We start from the raw sequence: 24,436 nt of genomic DNA on the forward strand, positions 1-24,436 counted from the left end.
AGCAGTCAACAGACAAGAAATGGGGGACGATGATTTTTTATGCGCCTTTTAGTGGTTATAATCAATATCCAGGTTATATTGATATAGTAAGCCGGTAAGGTTCATCGCAGAAAATTTTGCCTGTTTTACTTTATTGACTGCAGGATCCAGGCTAAAATTTCTTGCTGTACGGAAATCTGCTTTTTCCAGAATAGATCGGACAAAGGTTGCTCCTGACATTTCACAGTTATGGAATATGGCGGAGGTTAAATCTGTTGCTTCAAAATCAGTTTCTTTAAGGGAACACTCTATGAATTTAGTTTTTCTGAGTTTTGTACCATAAAAGGTTGAATAATCCAGCTGGCATTGTTCAAAACTAAAAGAAAATAAGAATTTATTGCATTTCGAAAAATCAATACCAAGTACTTTGCAGCCGGTAAAAGTAGCATCTTTAAATCCAGTACCTATAACTATGGTGAGTGAGAAATTGCACTGTTTAAAATGACAATTCATGAAGTCATTGTGGCTTAAGTCGCTTTTGGAGAAATCACAGCTGATAAATTCACAGTTGATAAATTCGCGGTTTTTCAGTTGTTTTTCTGCATAATTGATGCCGGTAAATGTTTTGCCTTCGTGGACGGTTGTTTCGTTGTTATTCATGTTGCATGCTTAATAATTTGTTGAGGATCTGCTGCTTCTTTTTAGCTGTGATGTTGTAAACACCCAGGTTATCCGCGTACCATAATCCGTCTGCAACCAGCATAATGATCAGGCTGTTGATATCAAGATCTGCTACAGATCCACCAGCGATATGTTGGGTAAACCAATCGTCCCACATTTTCTTGTAATGTTCGTTGATCAGCGCCGCCTGTAAAATAACTTTCATGGCTCTTCTGTAATGAAGATCGTCGCTCTTTTTGATGACAAAGTGTAGAAAGGCGATAGGGGCAATGTTGTTGCCTGAGGTTCTTTTTTCTTCATCGATCCATTCGGTCAGTTCAACAAGGCTTTGAAGCACCAGCTCTTCCAGCAACTCTTCTTTGCTACGGAAATGATGGATGATACCACCTTTACTCAAGCCCGTTTTATCAGCGATAGCCTGAAAAGTAACCTGATGCCAGTCTGCTGTGGCACCGATTTCGGCTGCTGTGTTAAGGATCAGCTGCTTACTGGCTTCCGGGTCTTTTTTTCTTTTATATGGATTTTCCATTCCTCAAAGATACCGAACGATTGGTTTGTTTTCAAATTTTTTATACATTTGTCGCCCTCATTCAGCTAATTTATGTCAAGATATATTATCATCATGTCAACTGTAATCAATACGTCGATTGATTTACATCATGTTTCCCTGGTAATTGCTACTTTTTCAGGTATTTTAGAATGGTCTGTCGATCTTGAGGATTGTGATCGGATATTGAGAGTGGTGTGCAATGATTACATTGGCATTGAATTGTTGAAAGGTCTGGAAGAAAAGGATGTTAGTTCCAAAGTGTTGGAAGTTTTTAATGGGAACGGAGTTTCTTTAGGCTTGAATTAGCTAGCTTTACGATATAATGCTAAATATATTCAAATGATAAAAGATTACATTGTCTGCTTTAACATCTTGATACTCGCTTTAATGCTCTTTATAAGTAAAGCTAAAGCCCAATTACAATATACCGGAAGCATTGGAAGTTATCCGATTCAGTTGTTTGCAGATTTGCAGGCAGGTAACGGTGTGTACGTATATAAGAAGATTAATACACCAATTTCATTAAGTATTACCTTAAAAGAGGGTGCTTTAAAACTTATTGAAAGGGATGGTACAGGGAAAAAAGAGGTAGCTAGTTTCGTATTTGAGCATTTTGATGCTCATGCTAGCTCGATTGTTGGAATCTGGAAGAACTTGAGCAGTGGTAAGCCCTTGCCAATACATTTAAAATTAGATTATGATTTTAAAGAAGATGGTCAAGACCAAAATTGGAAGGACAAGGAGGTGCTGCAGGCAGTCTCTTTGAAAGATCAATATTTCAAAACGGTACTTTCTAAACCAAAGGGGGAACATTATGCGAGCGTCAATCAGGTTAAAATTATAGATAAAAAGACCAATGTCGTAAAGCAAGAGTTTAAGGTTGATTGTCAGGAAATGGGGATGAGTAGCATTTCACTGGGTGATTTTAATTTTGATGGGTTTACTGACTTCGCTGTTTTTGAAACGAGTTATGCAGGCCCTAATACCTCTAGTTTATATTATTTATACAATCCTAAATCAGAAAGTTTCGAAGCCAGCGAAATCAGGGGGATTTCGTTGGAATTTGACCCTGAATTAAAACGGATCATCGAAACCAATCAGTCTTCGGCAGGGAGGGAGCGTAGGGTTACTATTTATAAGGTTGTAAAAAATAAAATGGTTGTTGTTGAAGATCACGATTACATCTGGGATGAAAAGATACAAGATTATGTTGAAGCAAAATCCAAAAAGTAGTTTACCCGGGTTTGCCTGTTATGGGGGAGATGATGATTTGGTATTGAACGAAATTGAAAGTATTCTGGACAATAGTAAAATGTAATATCGTTTTGTAGCTGTATGTTTGTTTTGACTAAGCCCACAAAATTACAACCATAAAAACGTACAAAATGAAAAAAACGGCCCTCTATCTCTTTGCGCTTCAGCAATTATTTTTTTGTTCAGTACATGCACAAAATATAAAGTTTAGCTCTATTCCTGAAAGGGTGAATGTGCAGGCAGATAGTGCAAAAAAGAATGAAATTATTGATAAGGAATGGGTAGCGGTAGGAATGAGTAAACCTTATACGCTACAATATGATTATACACTTCCTTTTAATGGGAAACCTTCTTATCGATTTGAACTTAAAGCGGAGGACAATTCATTGTCAGGTTACGCTGAGGGCGAGACGAAGGGCCGTGTAGAGATGTCGTATAGTTATGCAACCGCTAACGACTTTAAAAAGTTCCCGGCAAGTGTTTATCAAAATGCGCAGAAGCTGAAAACTGTTTATCATTATGGCAAAGGAATTTGTGAACAGGGAAGTTCCCGGAGTTATACTTTTTCGGTATATATTCCTTCTACAATGCCTGATAGTGCTTCTACTATTTTTGCGCAATGGCATGGTACACCGAGTAGGACATTGGTCTCTACACCGGAAGGGGAAATTAAGTTATTGACGATAGATGAGTTTTTATCGCTTTATGACCGTATGATATTCAAAAAAAACATTGCGCATGATAAGGTGGAGAAAATAGGGAAAGATGGTAAGATCACTTATGTAGCAGGAAAGCCTAATGGCTGGCTTATAGAACAAGGGGGCTATCCACCTTTGGCTTTTGGTTTTTCTAAGGGGTACTTTTACATCAAAGCAAATTCTGACCGCCAATGGCTTACTGATAAAACTGATCGTAATAATGCCGGAATGGGAAATAGTGAGGTGATGAAGCCAATTTCTTCGAAATACAAAACTTCTACCATTGCTTATAAAATGCCTTTTGCTGAATTCCCGAAGGACTGTTGGATTACATTTGTTACAGATGTGGAATGGACAAAATATGGGAAAGAGACAAATACTATTCTAAAACCAGGTAAACTGGACGTAACGATGAGTTATGTAAAGGCTGGCAAACAACAAAAGCGGCATATCGTTAATCAAGAGGAAATTCTTGTTGGGCGGAATGATGAAGATGGATATTATTTCAAATTCGGAATTTACAGAGTAGGAAACAGCACGGTCCCGGTTTCTTATAACCTTAGTGGCTATAGCGAAACGGCGAGATAATTACTTAATAAATTCACCATCTGCTTTTATCCTTACGAGATTGGAAATCGCAATTTCAGGGTATGAAGGACCGATATTAAAGTCATATCTGTTTAAAGTTCCTGCTAGTTGGAAACCATATCTTTGTTTTTTAGACATTTGGTCAAGCATTGTTCCTCTATACCATAAGTCCATTGTTACCGGTTTTGTAACGCCATGCATGGTCAAATTTCCGGTAAGCTTGTATCTGTCCTTTCCGTCTTTTTTAATTGAAGTGCTTTTAAAGGTCATTAATGGGTATTTTTCAACATCAAAGAAATGTGGACTCCGGAGGTCATCATCTCTCATCTTTACCTCTGTATTGATGGATGCCAGATCTGTAGATAGTTCAAAGACAGCGTCGCTAAAGTCAGGTTTGGATGAGGTAACCGTAACGTCAAACTTTTGAAATAAACCGAAAACATCAGAGATGCCAAAGTGCTCAACGGTAAATGTTAGTTTTGAATGCATTGGGTCTGCCTTCAAGATCGTTTGTCCAAATGAAAGGTTTGTTGCTAAGAGCGCAATTACCAAAATAGCATATATCTTTTTCATGATTTATATGGTTAATAGAACAGATGAATAACAAGTAATCCTTAAAAAAGTTGTATTTAATCTGCCAGCGCGCCAAATTTACCCATATTGAAGTCATCTATAGCTTGATGGATTTCTGCTTCGGTATTCATCACAAATGGTCCATAGCTTACGATAGGCTCACGAATTGGTTCGCCACTCAATAATAAGATTACACTGTTCTGATTTGCTTTAATTTGAATTTCCTGGCCTTCGTTTGTAAACAATACAAAACTATGTTCAGATGCCATTTCACCATTAACTTCTACACTTCCATTAACAACTAATAGGGCGGTATTGTGCCTGGTCGGGATTGAGGTATTTATTTCTGCGCCCGCATTCAATTTGATATCAAATAGGTTTACGGGACTGTATGTTTTTGCTGGACCAGCAACTCCATTAAAGTTTCCCGCGATGACATTTACTACTCCGGCATTTTCCGGTAACTCCACTTTTCCCATTCCGGCTGCTGTCAGCTCCTGGTAATGTGGTTTAACAGATTTATCTTTTTTAGGAAGATTTACCCATAACTGTACCATTTCAAAGGGGCCTCCTTTTTTTGAAAAAGCCTCTTCATGGTATTCTTTATGCAAGATACCACTACCGGCTGTCATCCATTGTACATCGCCGGCATTTATAATTCCATGGCTGCCAGTACTATCATGGTGTGCTACAGATCCTTTATAAGCAATAGTTACAGTTTCAAAACCTTTATGTGGGTGAACTCCCACACCGCGAACATGATTTGAAGGACCAAAATCATATTCAGGGTTAAAATCCAATAGTAAAAACGGACTTATTCTCTCCTGAAGAATACCTGCCCCCGGAATGTAGTTAAACACTCTGAATCCATCACCAACCATATGTGGTTTACCGGAATTTGTCACTATTTTTTCAATTAACCTTTTCATTTTATTTCTCTTTTTTTAGTAATATCAAAATGACCAGTTTTGTTTTTTAATCATATTAAACCACAAAACAATCGGTCTGTTTTAATTATTCTCTGCAAAGGTACCTCTGCTTTCTTCAATCAACATTGATGTAGGTTAAGAATATAAAAAATGTGCTTTTATTAATTCAAACATTACTGTTTAGCAGATTGTTATGATTTTGGTGATGCTATTGTGGCACGCTTATTTAAACATCTACCCATATGTTTAGAGCTGGTAGCCGCGGGCTGTTTTTATCCCTTTGTGGGATTGTAATGATCATTGCCTGGTCGTTTGGGTCTGTTTATGGTTTTAGCGGGACTGTTGTTGGGAAAAATCTATCCATTATTCAGGAACGTGGTCGAAAAGCTCCAATAGATAGCATAGAAGTATTTAAAGAAGCGCTAAGAGATACATTGTCTGTTTTAGGCTATCGAAATCAGATACAATCATTTTATGAGAAAAATAACTATCAAACGGTATTGTTGAACAGGTTTTTGAGGAATGGTCAGGTGGAATACTTGCTGGGTAATCTGGAGGGTGCTGACGACCATGGTCTCGATCCTGAATTTTTTCGGGCTGGAGCATTTCGAACATTAATGGAGGAAGTGAATCGGGAGCAGTCGTTAAGGACTATTGAAGCATATCGTAAGAAAGTTAAGTTAGAATTGCTAACAGCTTATGAAATGCTGAAATATTGTAAATCGATGGAGTTTGGATTGGTTGAACCACAAACGATAGACCCTAATTATTTTAGTAACAGACTTACTGCAGATAGCACATTTATGATGCGGGTTCTTGAGGTTAGGGAAGTGAAAAAATATCTGGATAGTATACAACCACGCGGGGACGATTATAAGGCTTTGCAGCTGGCGCTGAAATTTGATGAATTGGCCCCCGGTAAAACATTAAAGGAAACCAAGTCTGTTTTATCGGTAAATATGGAACGGTTAAGGTGGAAAAACAAACCGACTGAACAGAGGTATGTAATGGTAAATATTGCCAATTTTAGTCTGGATGTCATGGACCAGGGAAAATCTGCTTTAAATATGAAGGTTTGTGTGGGGCAGCCAGGTAGGTGGCAGAGTCCGCAATTGAGTAGTAAAATTTACGGCGTACAGGTAAACCCGGTTTGGAACATCCCCGTGAGTATTGTTAAATCGGAAATCTTAAAGAAGGTAAGGAGAGATCGTTATTATTTGGTCAATAACAATATTGACGTTTATAAGGATGAAAAGCTTGTTACTCATACACCATCAATTGATTGGAGCTCTGGTGATGCTGAGGGTTATTCATTTAAGCAAATGCCCGGAGAATTGAATGCGCTTGGTAAAATTAAGTTTCTTTTTAACAATGAAAGCGGTGTCTATTTACATGATACTCCCTTAAAATCAGCTTTTAAAAAGAATAATAGAGCGATAAGTCATGGTTGCATTCGTTTGGAAAAACCGATGGACCTTGCTTTGATACTTTTTGGTGAGGGGGCAAAATATGACCAGTTAAAAAAGGCTATGTTGAATGGCTATCCTAAGGCTAAATTCATTGGTTTATCTCAGTCAGTTCCAATAGTGATTACTTATTATACTGCATTTCTGGATGATGCAGGTGGTGTAGGTTACTGCAAGGATATTTACGGACTTGATGAGATTCTATCGGCGAAGATGATGGCGAGCAAATGATCTGCTTAAGGGTTTTCTTTATTTCTTTTTAGTTTATTCATTATTTGTTCATATTCATATTTGGCTTGTTTTTGTAGCATACTACTACTCTTTTTGTTCATTTTGCACTTTTTTCTGTCATTGTAAAATAGTTGGCATAATAATTTTATGTGTAAATTGATTAATTGAATCTACATATTGGGTAATGTAATTCTCAAAATTACCCGTATTTTTATTTTGATTCGTTCTTGATAATTTGCTTGAAAAATTATTTTATTGATTTAAAGCGGTATTTTGATGTTTTTTTGATGTGTTGATAATTTTTGGCCTAATTGTTATTAAAAATTTTTCTTTTGAACAGTTTTTCCTAAAAAATCACACAAATTCTGATTAATTTGAGAGTAGTAAATCTAATTAAACTTTTAAGAAAATTAGTGTGTTAACTTCTATCTTAAAGCTGCTCAGATCTGATATTGCTTCCATTAACAGGAATGTTTTTGGTCTATTTTTTCTTTTGTTTTCTTTAATCAATTTATCGAGCGTTTTTGCTGATGGTAGTCGGGAGTTATATCCTTCTGGAGCTACTGGCAACCGGGCTTTTTTGTATTGCGCAACTAATGGTGCCAATACAGATTCCTGGCCATTTAAAACTCAAGGTACCCATTATGTCTATGCAAAAGCCGGAGAAGAAATAGCTGTTGCGTCAAGTGCTCAGGGACAGGGGAGTGGTACTATTAATATTACGGATCCTAGTGGAAAATCATATACCAGTGGTTCAGTTACAACAGCTGGATTTATAAAAAACAGGACTCAAGAACTTGCGGGGCCAAACAATGGGGTAGGAGCCGCTGGTAATAGATATACTCCTTATTTTATTACAGTTACGGCAGCTACGGAAGGGGTTTGGAAGGTCGAATTTGTTGCACCAAAGGGAATACCAGGTGATAACACAGTTTCGGTTCCGGATATATTGGCTGACGCCAACTGGACACAGGCCATTACAGGAACTGGCAATGGGAATCTAATTGCGGCATGGGATGTTTCTGTAAGGAGTGGAACCACATGGATGCCAGGAAGAACATATACAAATGTTCTAAACCTCCTCATTAATGCAAATTTTGAGAAAAAGAGCTCTTATTATGCAACCCACTATATCCTGACAAAGGATGGTAGGGCATATAGAGTTCAAACTAATGGTAATAATGGTGTAGGCTTTACTTTCTTTTCCAACAGCAACGGTTTTGCTGTTAATTCTATTCCAACTTATAAAAGTTTAAATGCTTCCACGCAGGCCGACGTTATGGCTTTTACTCATGACCCACGCAGTCCTGACGACGGAAATAATGTGACGCACAAAATTTTTTATAGTAGACCAAATTCTGATTTACCTGCCAGTGCTCCGATGTTTGTATCCGGTACTGCTAATGCTACTACCTGGTTGAAAAATACGGCAGTTCTGCCAAAAATTAGCGCTTTAGAAGTGCGTGGGATTGAAGGGACACTCGGTCAGGTAAGTAGAAAAGGTGCATACATTAATTTCCAATCTACCACAGGTGGGACTTACAAGATCACTATCCCTGTCGCATCCGGTGCCGATAGGGTAATTGTAGGAGTGGCAGCTGTTGGCAACAATTCTGTTTTTTGGGATGGAAAAGATGCAAATGGAGTATTTGTTCCGGCCGGTACTCCATTAAGTCAGCTTAAAACAAAGCTTTTATCGGCAGAAGTACATTTTCCGTACATTGATATGGAAATCAATCCCCAGGGTTTAATCATAGAATTAACAGATAATACCTTAAATTATAATGTGGTGACTACTTCGACTGACGAGGGGATTTATAGTGATAAGGTGTATTGGAATGATGTGGACATTACAGGGGCCGGACCTGCAAATAAGGAATCTTCTAATCCTGTTACCAATACGGTTACCGGAATATCAAGCAGGGTAAATGGACATAAATGGGGGTTGTATACTTCTAATGGCGGCACCGGATCTGTTAGTTTTGGAGATAACAGGTCAATGGATACCTGGGCATATATACAAGGTAGTGAGGAATCTCAACCGATGAACATCACGATAAAGACTGCCGACTTAATGATTGAAAGTATTAAGCCAACTGTCACTTCCTACTATTCCAACCAACAGCTTACTTATACAATTCGTGTGAAGAATGATGGCCCTAGTGCTGTCGATGATGCACTTTTCAACTTTAAAGCTCCTCTAGGGTTTCAAATTAGCACTATTAATTATACGACATCCGGTGGTACAGCTGTGGTTAAAAATACTACAGCGGTCGGGGGCAGCTATAAAAGTTTACTTAACTTGTCCAACCAGGCCGTAGTAGAGTTTGTTATTGTCGGAAAAGTAGACGCCACACTTTTTAATAAGCTGCTTGCAGTAGAGGCTAGTATTTTAAGACCGGCAGATGTTACGGATCCTGATGCAACGGATCCTAATTCCGTTTCTCCTACCGATCCCCATGCGGAATGTTATAACGGAACCGGGATGTCGGATTGCAACAATATAAAGTACAATACTGTTGATCCACAGGAACTGTGTTTTGGCGCACAAATAAGACCAATTGAATATATATTATCTCTTGGTGGAACTTCGCCCAGAACTATAGGAATAGTACCTGCTCTTCTAGATAATACTTATACCACGGCTAATAGAACAACTAAAGTTTCTGGTGGGATCAATGCTGCGGGAACTTATGATTTCACTCTGGGAACGCTAAATAGTGAAAAGGAAACGACCACAGCAATTATACGTGTGAATCCGCTTCCTTCAATTACCAGTCAGCCAGTAGCGACACCCGCATGTGAAGGGACTGATGCCGTGTTTTCTGTGACTTCGTCTGGGACTACTTATCAATGGCAGTATGAAGAGGCAGGAGTTTGGAAGAACTTTGTTGATGGTGCTGACATTACTGGTGCCACGACCTCAGCGCTTAAAATTCCGGCCATTACGCTGGCTTATCATGGAAAAAAGATCAGGGTTGCTATTGCTTCAGCGTCTGGTTGTTCAACAACCTCGAACGAGATCACGTTGGTGGTGAATGTGCGTCCCCCAGATACGAACATCATATTAGGTGGCAAATATATTTGCGAGGGTGGAAGTGTACAGCTTAGGTCTTCTGCTATAGGAGCTGTTGGTTATCAATGGTTTTTTAATGGGGCAATTATCCCAGGAGCGACCCAAAGGTCTTATAATGCCAGTGCAGCGGGCAAATACAGCGTAGCTGTTGCAAATGCATTTGGTTGTTTAGGTACTAAATCAGAAGAGTCAGAGGTTGTAGTTATCGCATTCCCTGCTGTACCTAATATCATTCATGGGCCACTAATAGTTTGTATAGGTAATACCGTAACTTTAAAATCTGATCCGGCTACTACCTACCAATGGTACTTAGGGGATGATGCCATAAGTGGAGCAACTAGTCAGGAATATATAGCTGCGACATCTGGTGATTATTCCGTTGTTGTTACTAACATTGGTGGATGCTCTGAGAGTTCTGCACGGGTTTCAGTGGTGATTAGTCCATTACCAGTTAAACCAGGGATTAGCGCCGGTGGTGCTATCGTTTTCTGTGCCGGTGGTCAGGTTATTCTAAGTTCTGATGCGGCTACCGGAAATCAGTGGTATTTAAATGGAACGATCATCCCGAGTGCAACAGGACAAACTTATACCGCAACAGCTGGTGGAAAGTATACCGTTATCACTACCAATGGCAACGGTTGCGCTAGTCCTGCATCCAATGAAATTGATGTGACTGTAAATCCATTACCTGTTGCTCCTGGAATTAGTGCCGGTGGTGCTATCGTTTTCTGTTCCGGTGGTCAGGTTATTCTAACTTCTGATGTTGCAACAGGTAATCAGTGGTATTTAAATGGAGTGGCTATCCCTAATGCAACGGGGCAAACTTATACCGCAACAGTTGGTGGAAAATACACTGTGGTTACTACCAATGGTAATGGTTGTGCTAGTCCTGCATCCAATGAAATAGAAGTAACTGTAAATCCTTTACCTGTTGCACCTAGAATTAGTGCCGGTGGCGCTATCGTTTTCTGTGCCGGTGGTCAGGTTATTCTAACTTCTGATGCGGTTACCGGAAATCAGTGGTATTTAAATGGAGCAATCATTCCTAATGCAACGGGGCAAACTTATACAGCCGCAGTTGGTGGAAAATACACTGTGATTACTACCAATGGTAATGGTTGTGCTAGTCTTGCATCCAATGAAATTGATGTGATTGTGAATCCATTGCCTGTTGCTCCTGTGATTACAGCGGGAACTATTACAGTTTTCTGTGCCGGTGGTCAGGTTATTCTAAGTTCTGATGCGGCTACCGGAAATCAGTGGTATTTAAATGGAGCGATCATTCCTAATGCAACGGGGCAAACTTATACAGCCACAGTTGGTGGAAAATACACTGTGGTTACTACCAATGGTAATGGTTGCGCCAGTCCGGTATCTAACGAAATAGAAGTAACGGTAAATCCTTTACCTGTCGCCCCTGTGATTACTGCTGGTACCACGACAGTTTTCTGTGCTGGTGGCGAGGTTGTTTTAAGTTCAGATGTAGCAACAGGTAACCAGTGGTACTTAAATGGTGCGGCAATTTCTGGTGCAACAGGGCAAACATATACGGCAATAGCTAGTGGAAAGTATACCGTTATCACTACCAATGGTAATGGTTGCGCCAGTCCGGTATCTAACGAAATAGATATAATGGTAAATCCTTTACCTGTTGCTCCTGTGATTACTGCAGGAACTACTACAGTATTTTGTGCTGGTGGCGAAGTTGTTTTAAGTTCAGATGTGTCAACAGGTAACCAGTGGTACTTAAATGGTGCTGCGATTTCTGGTGCAACAGGACAAACATATACGGCAACAGCCAGTGGAAAGTACACTGTTATAACAACCAATGGTAATGGTTGCGCCAGTCCGGCATCTAACGAAATAGATGTAACGGTGAATCCTTTACCTGTCGCTCCTGTGATTACTGCGGGAACAACTACGGTTTTCTGTGCTGGTGGCGAAGTTATTTTAACTTCTGACGCAGCTACGGGTAACCAGTGGTACTTAAATGGCGCTGCAATTTCTGGTGCAACAGGACAAACATATACGGCAACAGCTAGTGGAAAGTACACTGTGATCACGACCAATGGTAATGGTTGCGCCAGTCCGGTATCTAACGAAATAGATGTAACGGTAAATCCTTTACCTGTTGCTCCTGTGATTACTGCGGGAACAACTACGGTTTTCTGTGCTGGTGGCGAAGTTGTTTTAAGTTCAGATGTAGCAACAGGTAACCAGTGGTACTTAAATGGTGCGACAATTTCTGGTGCAACAGGACAAACATATACGGCAACAGTTAGTGGAAAGTATACCGTTATCACGACCAATGGCAATGGTTGCGCCAGTCCGGTATCTAACGAAATAGATGTAACGGTAAATCCTTTACCTGTTGCTCCTGTGATTACTGCGGGAACAACTACGGTTTTCTGTGCTGGTGGCGAAGTTGTTTTAAGTTCAGATGTAGCAACAGGTAACCAGTGGTACTTAAATGGTGCGACAATTTCTGGTGCAACAGGACAAACATATACGGCAATAGCTAGTGGAAAGTATACCGTTATCACAACCAATGGCAATGGTTGCGCTAGCGTGGTATCTAACGAAATAGATGTAACGGTAAATCCTTTACCTGTCGCTCCTGTGATTACTGCGGGAACAACCACAGTTTTCTGTGCTGGTGGCGAAATTGTTTTAAGTTCAGATGTAGCAACAGGTAACCAGTGGTACTTAAATGGTGCGGCAATTTCTGGAGCAACAGGACAAACATATACCGCAACAGCTGGTGGAAAATACACTGTGGTTACTACCAATGGTAATGGTTGTGCTAGTCCTGCCTCTAACGAGATTGAGGTGACTGTAAATCCATTGCCGGCTGCACCTGGAATTAGTGCCGGTGGTGCTATCGTTTTCTGTGCCGGTGGCGAAGTTATTCTAACTTCTGACGCGGCTACCGGAAATCAATGGTACTTAAATAGTGCTGCGATTTCTGGTGCAACAGGACAAACATATACGGCAACAGCCAGTGGAAAGTATACCGTTATCACGACCAATGGCAATGGTTGCGCTAGTCCGGTATCTAACGAAATAGAAGTAACGGTAAATCCGTTGCCATCAACGCCAGTTGTAAGTGTGACCACTGCCACAGTTTTCTGTGCTGGAGGCGAAGTTGTTTTAAGTTCAGATGTAGGAACAGGTAACCAGTGGTACTTAAATGGTGCTGTGATCTCTGGTGCAACAGGGCAAACATATACGGCAACAGCCAGTGGAAAATACACTGTGATCACGACCAATGGCAATGGTTGCGCCAGTCCGGTATCTAATGAAATAGATGTAACGGTAAATCCGTTGCCATCAACGCCAGTTGTAAGTATGACCACTGCCACAGTTTTCTGTGCTGGAGGCGAGGTTGTTTTAAGTTCAGATGTTGCAACAGGTAATCAGTGGTATTTAAATGGAGTGGCTATCCCTAATGCAACGGGGCAAACTTATACCGCAACAGTTGGTGGAAAATACACTGTGGTTACTACCAATGGTAATGGTTGTGCTAGTCCTGCATCCAATGAAATAGAAGTAACTGTAAATCCTTTACCTGTTGCACCTGGAATTAGTGCCGGTGGCGCTATCGTTTTCTGTGCCGGTGGTCAGGTTATTCTAACTTCTGATGCGGTTACCGGAAATCAGTGGTATTTAAATGGAGCAATCATTCCTAATGCAACGGGGCAAACTTATACAGCCGCAGTTGGTGGAAAATACACTGTGATTACTACCAATGGTAATGGTTGTGCTAGTCTTGCATCCAATGAAATTGATGTGATTGTGAATCCATTGCCTGTTGCTCCTGTGATTACAGCGGGAACTATTACAGTTTTCTGTGCCGGTGGTCAGGTTATTCTAAGTTCTGATGCGGCTACCGGAAATCAGTGGTATTTAAATGGAGCGATCATTCCTAATGCAACGGGGCAAACTTATACAGCCACAGTTGGTGGAAAATACACTGTGGTTACTACCAATGGTAATGGTTGTGCCAGTCCGGTATCTAACGAAATAGAAGTAACGGTAAATCCTTTACCTGTCGCCCCTGTGATTACTGCTGGTACCACGACAGTTTTCTGTGCTGGTGGCGAAGTTATTTTAACTTCTGACGCAGCTACGGGTAACCAGTGGTACTTAAATGGCGCTGCAATTTCTGGTGCAACAGGACAAACATATACGGCAACAGCTAGTGGAAAGTACACTGTGATCACGACCAATGGTAATGGTTGCGCCAGTCCGGTATCTAACGAAATAGATGTAACGGTAAATCCTTTACCTGTTGCTCCTGTGATTACTGCGGGAACAACTACGGTTTTCTGTGCTGGAGGCGAGGTTGTTTTAAGTTCAGATGTAGCAACAGGTAACCAGTGGTATTTAAACGGAACAGCTATCCCTAATGCAACAGGGCAAACATATACGGCAACAGCCAGTGGAAAATACACTGTGATCACGACCAATGGCAATGGTTGCGCCAGTCCGGTATCTAATGAAATAGATGTAACGGTAAATCCTTTACCTGTTGCTCCTGTGATTACTGCGGGAACAACTACGGTTTTCTGTGCTGGAGGCGAGGTTGTTTTAAGTTCAGATGTAGCAACAGGTAACCAGTGGTACTTAAATGGTGCTGTGATCTCTGGTGCAACGGGGCAAACATATACAGCAACAGCCGGTGGAAAGTACACTGTGATCACGACCAATGGCAATGGTTGCGCCAGTCCGGTATCTAATGAAATAGATGTAACGGTAAATCCTTTACCTGTTGCTCCTGTGATTACTGCAGGAACTACTACGGTTTTCTGTGTTGGAGGCGAGGTTGTTTTAAGTTCAGATGTGTCAACAGGTAACCAGTGGTACTTAAATGGTGCTGCGATTTCTGGTGCAACAGGGCAAACATATACGGCAACAGCCAGTGGAAAATACACTGTGATCACGACCAATGGCAATGGTTGCGCCAGTCCGGTATCTAATGAAATAGATGTAACGGTAAATCCTTTACCTGTTGCTCCTGTGATTACTGCAGGAACTACTACAGTATTTTGTGCTGGTGGCGAAGTTGTTTTAAGTTCAGATGTGTCAACAGGTAACCAGTGGTACTTAAATGGTGCTGCGATTTCTGGTGCAACAGGGCAGACATATACGGCAACAGCCAGTGGAAAGTATACCGTTATCACGACCAATGGCAATGGTTGCGCTAGTCCGGTATCTAACGAAATAGATGTAACGGTAAATCCGTTGCCATCAACGCCAGTTGTAAGTGTGACTACGGCCACAGTTTTCTGTGCTGGTGGCGAAGTTGTTTTAAGTTCAGATGTGTCAACAGGTAACCAGTGGTACTTAAATGGTGCTGCGATTTCTGGTGCAACAGGACAAACATATACGGCAACAGCCAGTGGAAAGTACACTGTTATAACAACCAATGGTAATGGTTGCGCCAGTCCGGCATCTAACGAAATAGATGTAACGGTGAATCCTTTACCTGTCGCTCCTGTGATTACTGCGGGAACAACTACGGTTTTCTGTGCTGGTGGCGAAGTTATTTTAACTTCTGACGCAGCTACGGGTAACCAGTGGTACTTAAATGGCGCTGCAATTTCTGGTGCAACAGGACAAACATATACGGCAACAGCTAGTGGAAAGTACACTGTGATCACGACCAATGGTAATGGTTGCGCCAGTCCGGTATCTAACGAAATAGATGTAACGGTGAATCCTTTACCTGTTGCTCCTGTGATTACTGCGGGAACAACTACGGTTTTCTGTGCTGGAGGCGAGGTTGTTTTAAGTTCAGATGTAGCAACAGGTAACCAGTGGTATTTAAACGGAACAGCTATCCCTAATGCAACAGGGCAAACATATACGGCAACAGCCAGTGGAAAATACACTGTGATCACGACCAATGGCAATGGTTGCGCCAGTCCGGTATCTAATGAAATAGATGTAACGGTAAATCCTTTACCTGTTGCTCCTGTGATTACTGCGGGAACAACTACGGTTTTCTGTGCTGGAGGCGAGGTTGTTTTAAGTTCAGATGTAGCAACAGGTAACCAGTGGTACTTAAATGGTGCTGTGATCTCTGGTGCAACGGGGCAAACATATACAGCAACAGCCGGTGGAAAGTACACTGTGATCACGACCAATGGCAATGGTTGCGCCAGTCCGGTATCTAATGAAATAGATGTAACGGTAAATCCTTTACCTGTTGCTCCTGTGATTACTGCAGGAACTACTACGGTTTTCTGTGTTGGAGGCGAGGTTGTTTTAAGTTCAGATGTGTCAACAGGTAACCAGTGGTACTTAAATGGTGCTGCGATTTCTGGTGCAACAGGGCAAACATATACGGCAACAGCCAGTGGAAAATACACTGTGATCACGACCAATGGCAATGGTTGCGCCAGTCCGGTATCTAATGAAATAGATGTAACGGTAAATCCTTTACCTGTTGCTCCTGTGATTACTGCAGGAACTACTACAGTATTTTGTGCTGGTGGCGAAGTTGTTTTAAGTTCAGATGTGTCAACAGGTAACCAGTGGTACTTAAATGGTGCTGCGATTTCTGGTGCAACAGGGCAGACATATACGGCAACAGCCAGTGGAAAGTATACCGTTATCACGACCAATGGCAATGGTTGCGCTAGTCCGGTATCTAACGAAATAGATGTAACGGTAAATCCGTTGCCATCAACGCCAGTTGTAAGTGTGACTACGGCCACAGTTTTCTGTGCTGGTGGCGAAGTTGTTTTAAGTTCAGATGTGTCAACAGGTAACCAGTGGTACTTAAATGGTGCTGCGATTTCTGGTGCAACAGGACAAACATATACGGCAACAGCCAGTGGAAAGTACACTGTTATAACAACCAATGGTAATGGTTGCGCCAGTCCGGCATCTAACGAAATAGATGTAACGGTGAATCCTTTACCTGTCGCTCCTGTGATTACTGCGGGAACAACTACGGTTTTCTGTGCTGGTGGCGAAGTTATTTTAACTTCTGACGCAGCTACAGGTAACCAGTGGTACTTAAATGGCGCTGCAATTTCTGGTGCAACAGGACAAACATATACGGCAACAGCTAGTGGAAAGTACACTGTGATCACGACCAATGGTAATGGTTGCGCCAGTCCGGTATCTAACGAAATAGATGTAACGGTGAATCCTTTACCTGTTGCTCCTGTGATTACTGCGGGAACAACTACGGTTTTCTGTGCTGGTGGCGAAGTTGTTTTAAGTTCAGATGTAGCAACAGGTAACCAGTGGTACTTAAATGGTGCGACAATTTCTGGTGCAACAGGACAAACATATACGGCAACAGTTAGTGGAAAGTATACCGTTATCACGACCAATGGTAATGGTTGCGCCAGTCCGGTATCTAACGAAATAGAAGTAACGGTGAATGCGTTACCTGTCGCTCCTGTGATTACTGCAGGAACTACCACAGTTTTCTGTGCTGGAGGCGAGGTTGTTTTAAGTTCAGATGTCGCAACAGGTAACCAGTGGTACTTAAATGGTGCGGCGATCTCTGGAGCAACGGGGCAAACTTATACGGCAATAGCCAGTGGAAAGTATACCGTTATCACGACCAATGGCAATGGTTGCGCTAGCGTGGTATCTAACGAAATAGATGTAACGGTAAATCCGTTGCCATCAACGCCAGTTGTAAGTGTGACCACTGCCACAGTTTTCTGTGCTGGTGGCGAAGTTATTTTAAGTTCAGATGTAGCAACAGGTAACCAGTGGTACTTAAATGGTGCTGTGATCTCTGGTGCAACGGGGCAAACATATACAGCAACAGCCGGTGGAAAGTACACTGTGATCACGACCAATGGCAATGGTTGCGCCAGTCCGGTATCTAACGAAATAGATGTAACGGTGAATCCTTTACCTGTCGCTCCTGTGATTACTGCGGGAACAACTACGGTTTTCTGTGCTGGAGGCGAAGTTGTTTTAAGTTCAGATGTAGCAACAGGTAACCAGTGGTACTTAAATGGCGCTGCGATTTCTGGTGCAACAGGACAAACATATACGGCAACAGCTAGTGGAAAGTACACTGTCATCACGACCAATGGTAATGGTTGCGCCAGTCCGGTATCTAACGAAATAGATGTAACGGTGAATCCTTTACCTGTTGCTCCTGTGATTACTGCGGGAACTACTACAGTATTTTGTGCTGGTGGCGAAGTTGTTTTAAGTTCAGATGTGTCAACAGGTAACCAGTGGTACTTAAATGGTGCTGCGATTTCTGGTGCAACAGGACAAACATATACGGCAACAGCAAGTGGAAAGTACACTGTGATCACGACCAATGGCAATGGTTGCGCCAGTCCGGTATCTAACGAAATAGATGTAACGGTGAATGCGTTGCCAGCTAAACCAGGAATTACTGGGACTGCTGTTATTTGTGAAGGTGATGTTGCTGTTTTAACTGCTAGTGCAGGGACTGGTTATCAGTGGTACTTGGCGGGAACGGCTATACCGGGTGCAACCGGTCAAACTTACGATGCAAAAGTAGCTGGTAAATATACGGTAGTGATAACCAATGCTAATGGATGTTTTAGTTCTGTATCTGATGAGTTTACATTAACGGTAAATGCATTGCCTCCTGTTCCGACAATCATCGTAGATGCGGATAAACTGATCTTCTGCGAAGGCGGCTCAGTAACATTGGCCTCATCATCTGCTACTGGTAACCAATGGTATAAAAATGGCCAGATTATTCCAAGTGCAATTAACACCATTTATACAACCAGTGAAACTGGAAACTATACGGTTAAAGTGACCAATGCGAGTGGTTGCTTCCTTGTATCTGCAAGCAAAGAAGTTGTAGTACATGCATTACCTGTTGTCCCAACAATCATTGTTGATACAGATCAGTTGATCTTCTGTAATGGTGGTTCAGTAATGTTGACCTCATCATCTGAAACAGGTAACCAATGGTACAAAAATGGTCAGATCATTCCAGGAGAAATCAATAAAACTTATACAACAAATGAGGCTGGAACTTATACGGTTAGCGTTAGCAATGAAAATGGATGCGCTGTTGTATCTGCAAGTGTACGGGTAACTGTTCATAGTTTACCTGTTACCCCAACTGTCATTGTAGATGCCAACAAACTTAACTTCTGCGTGGGTAGTTCAGTAGTATTAACTTCATCATCTGCAACCGGTAATCAATGGTATAAAGATGGCCAGATCATTCCTGGGGCAACTAATAAAACCTATATTGCAACAACTAGTGGAGATTATATGGTTATCGTAACCAATACAAATGGTTGTAGCAGCTCACCATCTCAGCCTGTTGAAGTAAATGCGGTTCCTTATCCTGAAGTGCCTGAAATTACTCCGGGTGGCAGAACAACATTCTGTGAAGGTAGGCATGTTGTACTTACCTCGTCATCATTAACAGGGAATCAATGGTACAAAAATGGTGTCTTGATACCTGGTGCAACCAACCAAACCTATAATGTAAACCAGATCGGAGATTATACTGTTAAAGTAACCAATACTACAGGTTGTGCGAGTGGCATTTCTGCTATAACCAATGTTACTGTAAATAGTGTACCTAAAGGCTACAACGATATCATTAACCCACTTAGCTGCACACAATCTTCATTCAGCTATAACCTGCAGAACAATGTTGACAATACTGTAAAGGGTGGAAATGCAGTTCCTGCATCCTTTAGCTGGACGGTTAACCAAACAGCGGTAACAGGTGCAAGCAGTGGGACAGGAAAAATAATCAATGCCACACTAATCAATACCTCTACAACAGTGCAAAATGTTGTATACACCGTAACTCCAATAGCAGAAACAGGCGGTTGCGCAGGGCAGCCTTTTACGATCACTGTAAGCGTGCCGGTTTGCATAGATATTGAGATTAGCAAAACTGCCGATAAAAGCTCCGTTTCGGCTGTAGGTGATAAAATAAAATATACCATTACGGTACGCAATAATGGAAATGCCAATCACAATCAGGTGGTGGTAAATGACCCTTTACTTGGTGGAATTTTAAAACAACCAAAAGGTGATAATGGGAATGGAATCCTGGAAAAAAATGAGTCGTGGGTCTATGAAGGGATATATACCATTAGTCAGAATGATCTTGATAGGAATGGTATCCCATTAAATGGTTCAGGTAAAATTATAAATACAGCTGAGGTAAGTTCTCTTGAATATACATCGCCTAAATCAGCTACAGCTGAAGTCGCTGTGCAGACTAATACTTCCATCACATTGGTAAAAACAGGTGTAATGAATCGCGGGTTTAAAACACTTACCTACACCTTCAAAATAACCAATACAGGTAATGTTACCCTTTCAAATCTGGATTTAACAGATGCTAAAATCCCTGGACCAATTACGCTTAAACAAACTGTACTTGCTCCGGGTGTTACCCTTGTGGCAACTGCCGAGTATACCATTACTGAGGCCGAAAAAGTTGCAGGTACAGTTACCAATACGGCTACCGTTAATGGATTTAACAATCAGGGGCTTAAAGTTACAGATGTGTCGGGGACAGCAGCCGATAATGATGATCCTACTGTGATAGACATTACAAGGTATCCCGAGGCGATTGATGATTATGCATCAACAAAAGCGGAAGAAGAAGTGGTTGTCCCAATTGTATTGAATGATCGCCCTGCATTTTTCCCTTTAGATGTGACTACGATAGATGTAAAACAATTGCCAGCTAATGGAATACTTTCTCTTACAAAAGATGGCAGGGTAGCTTATAAACCAAATAAAGGATTTTATGGAGTAGAAAGATTCACCTATAAGATTAATGATGCCAATGGACTTTCTTCGAACATTGCCGAGGTTAGAATTGATGTTGCACCTCCACCTTTGGAAATACCAAATACGTTTACCCCTAATGGGGATGGTAAGAATGATACCTTCTTTATCAAAGGTTTAGAAAACTATGAGGGTGTTAGCTTTTTTGTTTACAACAGATGGGGTGATGAGGTTTACAGAAATCTCAATTACAAAAATGAATGGGATGGTAAGGGTTTGAATGATGGAACGTATTTTTACGTGTTAAAGTTGAGGAAAGGCCGATCAGAAGATACACGCCGAAGCTGGATATTGATAAAAAGATAAGTAATGATGAAAAGTGTAAAATGTATGTTTGCTCTCGTATTCCTGCTCTGCTCATTTTGGGGACGGTTAAGTGCGCAGCAGAATATTCAGTTTACTCAATATGTATTCAATAGTCTAAGTGTGAACCCTGCTTATGCAGGATATAAAGAAGAGTGGTTTGCCCAATTGGCGTTACGTTCGCAGTGGGTGGGCGTAGAAGGAGCGCCAAAAACGGGATCAATATCTATTGATGGTATTTTAGATCCAAGAGATAGAAAAATGGGCCTGGGCTTTCAAATCACTTCAGATAAGATCGGCCCACAATTTACCACATCTGTAACCGCAAATTATGCCTATCGCTTACAGCTTGATGGTGATGATACCAAAAGATTAAGTTTTGGAATAGGGTTAGGTGCTGTACAGTATAATCTGAGTGGGGATATGATACGTACTTCGGAAGGTGGCGATCAGGCCATTGCCATTGGTGATGAAAGTCGGATAAAACCCGATGTGCGATTTGGTGTATATTACAATTCTGATTTCTGTTATTTGGGCCTTTCTCTGCTTGATGCTTTTTCTGGATCGGGTGTAACTAATATCACAAGATCGCCATCTTTTAATATTGCTCGTAGTCGCCATGCATACTTTATTGCAGGTAGTCTCGTTAATGTTTCTCCTGATATGAGGGTTAGACCTAGTCTGATGGTTAAAGAGGATTTTAGAGGGCCAACAAGTCTGGATTTAAATGTTATGACCATATTTAACGATAAGCTCTGGATTGGTGCTTCGTATAGAACGGGGTTTGGTTTATGGAAAAAGCAGATCAGCGAACTGGACTTAGGCAAACAAAACTCTATCTCGGGCATAGTACAGGTGTTTGTAAGTGAGCGATTCCGCATCGGTTATTCTTATGACCATGTAACCAGTCAACTCAATAGTAATCTTAATGGCTCGCACGAATTAACGATGGGCTTAACTTTTGGACGGGTGCCAAGATCATTTATTTGTCCACGGGTTTTTTAATTTAAATATTTCTTTGTCTGGTTTATGGAAATCCGATAGTGTTAGCATCAATACTATAAATTAATGGTATAATATTAACTCTAAAACTTAAAGCAATGTTGGGCTCAAAAATCGACTTATTTGGCAATGAATGGCTTGATGTAGTGTTTGATCAGAAAAACAAAAGCTATGGTGCTTACGCACTGCGGAGGGAAAGTTCATCAAACACCTCAAGGGCACTTTTTATCGCAGGAACATTGTTTATCCTGCTGTTTTTATCTCCAAAGATCATTAGCCTGATCAAGGGAAACCATTCCATCGAGGATACCCCTGAGAAGATAACACCTGTTGCATTACAACCACCGCCGCCAATAAACCCGGAAATAACACCTCCGCCGGCAGCAGTTGAGCCACCTCCGGCAAAACAGAATCAAATCAAGTTTCCGCCTCCAATTGTTGTGGAAGATAATAAGGTAATCGATACCGATCCTGTACAGGTTAAAGATCTTGCGAATGCAAATCCTGGCCAGAAAGACGTTCTTGGAGTACCTGATGGCAATATTGTAATTGATGGCCCGCAAGGTAAAGGTCCGGTTGGTGCGGTTGCAACCGAGGACAATACAATATATGATGTATTTGTATCCTTAGAAGTGCAGCCAACATTTCCGGGAGGGATGGATAAGTTTTATAAATACCTTTCAAAAAGTATCAGATATCCTGCTATGGCACAGGAGAATAATATTCAGGGGAAGGTGTTCTTGTCTTTTATCATTGAAAAGAATGGTACGCTTACAGATATTAAGGTAGAAAGAAAACTGGGCTATGGCACAGATGAAGAAGCTGTGCGGGTATTAAGTGCCAGCCCAAAATGGATAGCTGGAGTTCAGAATGGAAAGTTTGTTCGTGTAAAGTATAACATCCCTATTAGTTTTGCTATGCCTCAATAAATAATCAATAACGAGGTATCGTTTATTGCTATACCTCGTTATTAAATTATAATTAACCAAAAAACAGGTAGCAAAGGCCTATTGCTGTGCAAACGCCAACTAAGTCGGCCAGCAACATGGCACCAATTGCGTAGCGTGTATTTTTTATATTTACTGCACCAAAATAAACAGCAACTACATAAAATGTGGTATCGGATGCACCTTGAAATATTCCGGAAAGTCGGCTTGCAAAAGAATCGGCTCCATAGGTTTCCATAGTACTTACCATCATTCCTCTGGCAGCACCACCACTTAGGGGCCTTATTAAGGCTGTTGGTAAGCCTTCCACAAATCGTGTATCAGCTCCTAAGGAGGCGAAGAGAGTTTTTATACCACCAATCACTACATCAAAGGTGCCGCTTGTACGCAATAAGCTTATGGCTACCAGCATTCCAACCAGATAAGGCACAATTCTAATCGCGGTATCGAATCCATTTTTTGCACCCTCGATGAAAGCATCAAATACATCAATTTTTTTGTAAAGTCCACCCAATACAATCACTAAAAAGACGAATAGGATTAGCCCATTACTGAGTACTCCCGAAAATGATTTGATGCCATCTGCATTAAGGGTAGTGATGTACAAAACCAATAAGGCAATGACAAAGGAAATGCTTAAAACCCATCCGATGACTACCGGTTGTAAAAGGTTAATCTTTTGCTTGAAGGAAACAACGATCATTGCTGTTATGGTACCTACGAAGGTTACAATCAAACAAGGGATAAATATATCGGTTGGGTTTGAGGCATTTTGTGAAGCACGAATTGCGATAACACTAACCGGGATCAGGTTTAAGCCTGCTGCATGAAGGCACAGAAACATAATCTGTGAATTAGATGCAACATCTTTATTGGGATTTAGTTCCTGCAAGCTTTCCATTGCTTTTAGTCCGAATGGTGTGGCTGCATTATCCAATCCCAATAAGTTGGCGGAGAAATTCATGATCATGTGCCCCATCGACGGATGTCCTTTGGGGATATCTGGGAATAATTTTGAAAAGAAGGGACCTACTATCCTCGACAATAAACGTATGCCACCTGCTCTTTCAGCAATGCTCATCAGTCCCATAAATAGGGCCAGAATACCGATGAGCTTAAGACAAAGCTCTACAGCAACCCAACAAGTTTGAATGATACCGTCAAGTTTTAACGGATTGGCAGCATCATCGGCTTTGCCGATCACCATCCAGTTAAAAATATCAGTTTGTCCAAAAAAGAAACATTTTATACTTGCTACAACAATTGCAACAATTATAAAAGCAGACCAGATTCTACTTAATGCCATTAAAGATGATTTAGTTTAGTTGCTAAATTTAAAGTTTTGATTCTAATATCCCTGCT

The 24,436-nt window shown here is 41.2% G+C and carries 12 protein-coding genes; 7 read left to right on the forward strand and 5 right to left on the reverse strand.

Going from position 1 to position 24,436, the window contains the following annotated elements; all coding sequences use genetic code 11:
• Window positions 1–48: 48 nt before the first annotated feature.
• Together P0Y49_07280 and P0Y49_07285 are read right to left on the reverse strand one after the other, a co-directional pair.
• A complete protein-coding gene (locus P0Y49_07280) occupies window positions 49–639 on the reverse strand; it encodes a pentapeptide repeat-containing protein (protein WEK20938.1) in 591 nt (196 codons plus the stop codon).
• Window positions 632–1,189, reverse strand: a complete 558-nt coding sequence (locus P0Y49_07285) for a TetR/AcrR family transcriptional regulator (GenBank protein WEK20939.1) — start codon at window positions 1,187–1,189, stop codon at window positions 632–634. The genes P0Y49_07280 and P0Y49_07285 overlap by 8 nt, the downstream gene beginning before the upstream one ends.
• 72 nt (window positions 1,190–1,261) lie before the next feature.
• Here P0Y49_07285 and P0Y49_07290 point away from each other — a divergent pair, with 72 nt between their 5' ends.
• The 3 genes from P0Y49_07290 (at window position 1,262) to P0Y49_07300 (ending at window position 3,750) form a co-directional block, all read left to right on the forward strand.
• Window positions 1,262–1,516, forward strand: coding sequence for a hypothetical protein (locus tag P0Y49_07290; GenBank protein WEK20940.1), 255 nt, complete (start codon window positions 1,262–1,264; stop codon window positions 1,514–1,516).
• Window positions 1,517–1,549: 33 nt separating this feature from the next.
• Complete coding sequence (locus tag P0Y49_07295) at window positions 1,550–2,443, forward strand: FG-GAP repeat protein (protein WEK20941.1); 894 nt, start codon at window positions 1,550–1,552, stop codon at window positions 2,441–2,443.
• Between the two features lie 152 nt (window positions 2,444–2,595).
• Window positions 2,596–3,750: a heparin lyase I family protein gene (locus P0Y49_07300; protein WEK20942.1), complete on the forward strand. Its 1,155-nt coding sequence runs from the start codon at window positions 2,596–2,598 to the stop codon at window positions 3,748–3,750.
• Here the strand turns inward: P0Y49_07300 and P0Y49_07305 are convergent, their stop codons facing one another.
• On the reverse strand, window positions 3,751–4,323 hold the full coding sequence (locus P0Y49_07305) for a YceI family protein (protein WEK20943.1): 573 nt from the start codon (window positions 4,321–4,323) through the stop codon (window positions 3,751–3,753).
• A 56-nt stretch (window positions 4,324–4,379) separates the two neighbouring features.
• On the reverse strand, window positions 4,380–5,252 hold the full coding sequence (locus tag P0Y49_07310; GenBank protein ID WEK20944.1) for a pirin family protein: 873 nt from the start codon (window positions 5,250–5,252) through the stop codon (window positions 4,380–4,382).
• A gap of 242 nt (window positions 5,253–5,494) precedes the next feature.
• On the opposite strand from P0Y49_07310, the gene P0Y49_07315 reads away from it, so the two are divergent.
• From P0Y49_07315 to P0Y49_07330, 4 genes are all read left to right on the forward strand, one after another.
• Window positions 5,495–6,949 (forward strand): L,D-transpeptidase family protein, encoded by a 1,455-nt coding sequence (locus P0Y49_07315; protein WEK20945.1) that lies wholly within the window; start codon window positions 5,495–5,497, stop codon window positions 6,947–6,949.
• Between the two features lie 415 nt (window positions 6,950–7,364).
• The gene (locus P0Y49_07320) at window positions 7,365–21,128 is read left to right on the forward strand and encodes a gliding motility-associated C-terminal domain-containing protein (GenBank protein ID WEK20946.1); all 13,764 of its coding nucleotides are present in this window, start codon (window positions 7,365–7,367) and stop codon (window positions 21,126–21,128) included.
• Between the two features lie 3 nt (window positions 21,129–21,131).
• Window positions 21,132–22,130 carry a type IX secretion system membrane protein PorP/SprF gene (locus tag P0Y49_07325; GenBank protein ID WEK20947.1) on the forward strand — a complete coding sequence of 333 codons (999 nt, stop codon included), beginning with the start codon at window positions 21,132–21,134 and terminating at the stop codon, window positions 22,128–22,130.
• 95 nt (window positions 22,131–22,225) lie between these two features.
• Window positions 22,226–23,056, forward strand: coding sequence for a TonB family protein (locus P0Y49_07330; GenBank protein WEK20948.1), 831 nt, complete (start codon window positions 22,226–22,228; stop codon window positions 23,054–23,056).
• 52 nt (window positions 23,057–23,108) lie between these two features.
• Here P0Y49_07330 and P0Y49_07335 read toward each other — a convergent pair whose 3' ends face one another.
• Window positions 23,109–24,380, reverse strand: a complete 1,272-nt coding sequence (locus P0Y49_07335; protein ID WEK20949.1) for a nucleoside recognition domain-containing protein — start codon at window positions 24,378–24,380, stop codon at window positions 23,109–23,111.
• Between the last annotated feature and the right edge of the window lie 56 nt (window positions 24,381–24,436).

Source organism: Candidatus Pedobacter colombiensis (assembly GCA_029202485.1).
Taxonomy (GTDB): Bacteria; Bacteroidota; Bacteroidia; order Sphingobacteriales; family Sphingobacteriaceae; genus Pedobacter; species Pedobacter colombiensis.

Coding starts and splice junctions, on each gene's coding strand:
- P0Y49_07325 (WEK20947.1), top strand. CDS start 21,132: ATGATGAAAAGTGTAAAATGTATGTTTGCTCTCGTATTCCTGCTCTGC.
- P0Y49_07300 (WEK20942.1), top strand. CDS start 2,596: ATGAAAAAAACGGCCCTCTATCTCTTTGCGCTTCAGCAATTATTTTTT.
- P0Y49_07295 (WEK20941.1), top strand. CDS start 1,550: ATGATAAAAGATTACATTGTCTGCTTTAACATCTTGATACTCGCTTTA.
- P0Y49_07305 (WEK20943.1), bottom strand. CDS start 4,323: ATGAAAAAGATATATGCTATTTTGGTAATTGCGCTCTTAGCAACAAAC.
- P0Y49_07330 (WEK20948.1), top strand. CDS start 22,226: ATGTTGGGCTCAAAAATCGACTTATTTGGCAATGAATGGCTTGATGTA.
- P0Y49_07315 (WEK20945.1), top strand. CDS start 5,495: ATGTTTAGAGCTGGTAGCCGCGGGCTGTTTTTATCCCTTTGTGGGATT.
- P0Y49_07280 (WEK20938.1), bottom strand. CDS start 639: ATGAATAACAACGAAACAACCGTCCACGAAGGCAAAACATTTACCGGC.
- P0Y49_07285 (WEK20939.1), bottom strand. CDS start 1,189: ATGGAAAATCCATATAAAAGAAAAAAAGACCCGGAAGCCAGTAAGCAG.
- P0Y49_07310 (WEK20944.1), bottom strand. CDS start 5,252: ATGAAAAGGTTAATTGAAAAAATAGTGACAAATTCCGGTAAACCACAT.
- P0Y49_07335 (WEK20949.1), bottom strand. CDS start 24,380: ATGGCATTAAGTAGAATCTGGTCTGCTTTTATAATTGTTGCAATTGTT.
- P0Y49_07290 (WEK20940.1), top strand. CDS start 1,262: ATGTCAAGATATATTATCATCATGTCAACTGTAATCAATACGTCGATT.